Raw genomic sequence first — 3,134 nt, forward strand, 5'->3', positions numbered from 1 at the left:
CTCGCGACCGAGGGCCTCGACGCCCGGCTCGGCGACGTCGTGGGGCGGCACCGCGGCGAGGCCCGCGTGCCGGCCCTGCCCCCAGGGGCCGGCTGGCTCATGGTCGAGATGGGCGGCGCGACCCGCGAGGAGGCCCTCGAGCGGGCCCGCGCGATGGCCGCCGACGCCGGTACCACGGCAGCCCGGGTCATCCCACCCGGTGCCGAGGCCTCGGCCATGTGGCAGATCCGGGCCGACGGCGCGGGCCTGGCCGGGCGCACCCCCGACGGCGCCCAGGCCTGGCCAGGGTGGGAGGACGCCGCGGTGCCCCCCGAGCGCCTCGGTGCCTACCTGCGGGACTTCGAGCGGCTCATGGCCGAGCACGGCGTGGACGGGCTGCCCTACGGGCACTTCGGCGACGGGTGCATCCACGTGCGCATCGGCCTGCCCCTCGAGCGAGCCGAGGACGTCGCGGGGTTCCGGCGGTTCATGACCGAGTCGGCCCAGCTGGTCGCCTCGCACGGCGGGTCCTTGTCCGGGGAGCACGGCGACGGGCGGGCCCGCTCGGAGCTGCTGTCGATCATGTACCCGGGGGAGGTGATCGACCTCTTCGGCGGGGTCAAGCAGCTCTTCGACCCGGCCGACGGCCTCAACCCGGGGGTGCTGGTCGCCCCGCGCCCGGTCGACGCGGACCTGCGCCGTCCGCACGCCCTGCCGCTCGCTGCGGCGGGCGGGTTCTCCTTCGGCCACGACGGCGGGGACTTCACCACGGCCGTGCACCGCTGCGTCGGGGTCGGCAAGTGCCGGGCGGACAGCTCGGCCTCGGGGGGCTTCATGTGCCCCTCCTACCTGGCCACCCGCGACGAGAAGGACTCGACCCGCGGCCGCGCCCGGGTGCTCCAGGAGATGGCCAACGGCACCCTGGTCGGGGACGGCTGGCGTTCGGCCGAGGTCCACGAGGCCCTCGACCTGTGCCTGAGCTGCAAGGCCTGCTCGAGCGACTGCCCGGCCGGTGTCGACATGGCCCAGTACAAGGCCGAGGTGCTGCACCGGACCTACCAGGGGCGGCTGCGGCCCATGAACCACTACGCCTTGGGCTGGCTGCCGCGGTGGAGCCGCCTGGTCGGCCGGCTGCGCCTGGGCAGGCTCGCGAACGCGGTGCTCGGGGTGCGCCCGATCGCGCGGCTGGTCCTGGGCCTGGGGGGCATGGACACCCGTCGCAGCATCCCGAGCTTCGCGCCGACGTCGTTCCGCACCTGGTGGTCGCGGCAGGTCGCCGACGGTGCGCGTCGCGGGGTCGTCGACGGCCCCGACGCTCACGGCACCCAGGGCCTGGGGGAGGGGACGGTGGGCTCCGGCTCGCACGCCTCGGGCGGCGTCGACCCTGCGCGCCGGGTGGTGCTGTGGACCGACTCCTTCAGCGACGGGTTCGATCCCGACGTACCGCGCGCGATGATCACCGTGCTGCAGGACGCGGGCTACGAGGTGATCATCCCTGACGGTCAGGCCTGCTGCGGCCTGACCTGGATCTCGACCGGGCAGCTCACCGGGGCCCGGCAGCAGCTGACCCAGCTCCTCGGCGTGCTCGGCCCGTACGCGGTCAACGGGATCCCGATCGTGGGGGTCGAGCCCTCGTGCACCGCGGTGCTGCGCTCGGACCTGCTCGACCTGCTGCCCGACGATCCTCGCGCCGTGGCGGTCGCAGGGGAGACCCGCACCCTGGCCGAGCTGCTCACGGCCCCCGCGCCCCTGGGCCCGGGCAGCTGGACCCCGCCCCGGCTCGACGACGTCGAGGTGCTCGCCCAGCCGCACTGCCACCAGCACTCCGTCATGGGCTATGACGCCGACCGGGCCCTGCTCGAGGCCGCCGGGGCCACCGTCACGACCCTGGCCGGCTGCTGCGGGCTGGCCGGGAACTTCGGCATGGAGAAGGGGCACTACGACGTCTCGGTCGCGGTCGCCGAGAGCGCCCTGCTGCCTGCGCTGCGCGAGGCCGACCCGGGCACGGTGTTCCTGGCCGACGGCTTCTCGTGCCGGACCCAGGCGGACCAGCTCGCCGGGGAGGAGGGCACCCACCTCGCCCAGCTCTTGGCGTCGAGGATCACCTCGAGGACCCGCGCGGGCTGAGTGGCGACGGTGGCTCGGGCGGCGGCGCTCTGAGCAGCGGGCCCGCATCCCACCCGAATGGGGCATTTCGGTCACACCGTTCGACCCTCTAGAGTCGGTCTGTCACGGTTGACGGCGCCGGTCCCGTGCGCCGCGGCGGGGCCAGGCGACGTGCGAGGCCGGTGGAGAAGCATGCCGATGTTCGAGGTCGAGGGTGGCCGGTCCACTCCGGTCCAGCCCCTCCAGCCCGCGCGCACCTCCTTCGGCACCGAGACCTCGAGCGTCGTCGCCGACCACCTGGACTCGCTGCTCGGTGAGCAGCTGCTGCCCCTGTGCGCCCGTCGCGCCGGCCACGACGAGCCGCACCTGCTCGCGGTCGACGCCGCGGGCCAGCCCGTGGTCGTCGAGGTGGTCGCGGTGCTCGACGAGGCGGCGTGCATCCGAGCTCTGCGCTACGCGGGCCGCGCGGCCCGCCTGAGCACCCAGGACCTCGCCCAGGCCTACCGCGGCGGCCCGGACCGCTTCGCCGCCCACCTCGCGGCCTTCCGCGAGACGGTGCCGGTCACGAGCCTGCTCTCCCCGTCGGTGCGCAGCGGCAGCCGGCTGCTGCTGGTGTGCTCCGAGGTCGACCACGGCGCCGAGGACGCCCTCGAGTTCCTGCTCCAGCCCGGCTGGCAGGTCGAGGTCCTCCAGGTCGGGGTGATCGAGGGGGCCGACGGCCGCCGCATCGTCGACGTCTCACCCGTCGTGCGCACCCCGCCCCCGCGGCGCGCCATGGAGCCCACCGCCCTGCACGTGGTCCGCGACGACGAGCGGCTGGGGGTGCCGAGTGCCGCCGCCCCGCGTACCTGGCCCGTACCCCGGGTCCCGGCCCCCGACCCTGAGCAGGCCCGCGGCCGGGCCGACACCCCCGTGTGGGAGTCGACCTCGCGCTCCTGGGACACCACGACCCCCTCGCAGGGGACCGCCGCGCTGCAGCCGCGGGTGCCCACCGTCGTCGCGCCCTCCTTCGCGGTGCGCGCGGCGGTCCGTGCGCCTGAGCCGACCCC

General features: G+C 75.6%; 1 protein-coding gene and 1 pseudogene. Both read left to right on the plus strand.

The window, feature by feature from the left end:
- A partial coding sequence (locus L0B03_RS15770; protein ID WP_250447571.1) for an FAD-binding and (Fe-S)-binding domain-containing protein occupies positions 1–2,106 on the plus strand: 2,106 nt, incomplete at its 5' end.
- A 171-nt stretch (positions 2,107–2,277) separates the two neighbouring features.
- A pseudogene (locus L0B03_RS15775) lies at positions 2,278–3,134 on the plus strand (hypothetical protein); the annotation flags it as partial.

The sequence above is a fragment of the Actinotalea sp. C106 genome (assembly GCF_023630195.1).
Classification (GTDB): Bacteria; Actinomycetota; Actinomycetes; order Actinomycetales; family Cellulomonadaceae; genus Actinotalea.